Annotated in this window: 1 protein-coding gene; it reads right to left on the reverse strand. The window is 67.2% G+C overall.

Features of this window, described 5'->3' with window-relative positions; translation table 11 throughout:
* Positions 1-19: 19 nt before the first annotated feature.
* The gene (locus ACZ619_RS45830; RefSeq protein ID WP_469612004.1) at positions 20-1210 is read right to left on the reverse strand and encodes an IS110 family RNA-guided transposase; all 1191 of its coding nucleotides are present in this window, start codon (positions 1208-1210) and stop codon (positions 20-22) included.
* Positions 1211-1441 lie beyond the last annotated feature (231 nt).

Raw genomic sequence — 1441 nt, forward strand, 5'->3', positions numbered from 1 at the left:
TGATTCCTAATGCTGTCTGTCAAGCCGCGAGAGCGGTGGGTGGTACGGGTTCGTAGGTCCGTCCGTCGCGCAGGAGGGCCCAGAGGACGTTGACGCGGCGGCGGGCCAGGGCGAGGACGGCCTGGATGTGGCGCTTGCCTTCGGCTCGTTTGCGTTCGTAGAACCGGTGGGACTCGTCGCAGTGGCGGATGCTGAACAACGCGGAGATGTAGAAGACGCGTTGGAGTCGGCGGTTGTAGCGTCGTGGCCGGCGGAGATTGCCGCTGATCTTGCCTGAGTCGCGGGGCACGGGTGCAACGCCGCCGAAGCCGGCGAGGCGGTCTGCGGTGCCGAAGGCGCTCATGTCACCGCCGGTCGCGGCCAGGAACTCGGCACCGAGGATGACACCCAGGCCCGGCATGCTGGTGATCACTTCGAAGTCCCGATGATCGCGAAACCGGGCCTCGATCGCTTTATCGAGCTCGGCGACCTGCTGGTTGAGGGCCATCACTTCCCGCGCGAGCGTGTGCACCATCTGAGCGGTGAGTTTCTCGCCGGGCAGGCTGGTGTGCTGACGTCCGGCAGCTTCCAGAGCAGTCTCGGCGAGCCGGTCGGCGCGCAGGACCTTGCGGTTGCGCAGCCAGGTCTCGAGCCGTTTGACCCCGATCCGGCGGAGGGAGGCCGGGGTCTGGTAGCCAGTCAGCAGGGTGAGCGGGCCGGTGTTGGTCAGGTCCAGTGCCCGCTCCAGGCCGGGGAAGATACCGCTGAGCTGGGCGCGGAGCCGGTTGACGGTGCGGGTGCGGTCGGCGACCAGGTCGGTGCGCCGGCCGGTGAGGATTTTGAGGTCGGCGACGGTCTCGTCGCTGGTGCGTAAGCGGTGCAGGTCGCGGCGGATGCGGGTCTGGTCGGCGATGACGGCGGCGTCTTTGGCGTCGGTTTTGCCCTCGCCGCGGTAGCTCTCCGAGGCGCGGTGGATGGCCCGGCCGGAGATGTAGTGCACTGGCTGGTCGTGGTTGAACAGAATGGTGATGGCCAGGGCGGCGCCGCCGTCGGCCAGGTCGATGCCCCAGGTCACCGCCTCGCCCAGGGCCAGGACGTCGGTGAGGAGTTCGAGGAGTTCGGGTTCGTCGTTGGCGACGCGTCGGGAGAGCAGCCGGCGGCCGCTCTCGTCGATCGCGACGCAGTGGTGATGGGTCTTTCCTGCGTCGATGCCGGCCCAGATCATGGCCATGTGGTGCCTCCGTGCAGTGTGCTGCTGATGCCTCCCGACGGACGACCTCGCTGTCGATTCCCTACTCAGCGATCATTCGCGATTCCTAATTGGCAGCCGAGTCGTCGTGGGGCGCCGGGCGGCCAATCACTGAAAGCCACAAGCGGCAGAGCGTTTTGAACCACACCCGGCACCCCTGGGTGGGTGAACCATACGAAGGGCTCACCACATCCCGCAGAACAACGTAGGGAG

It is taken from the genome of Streptomyces sp. NPDC104367, from assembly GCF_055583825.1.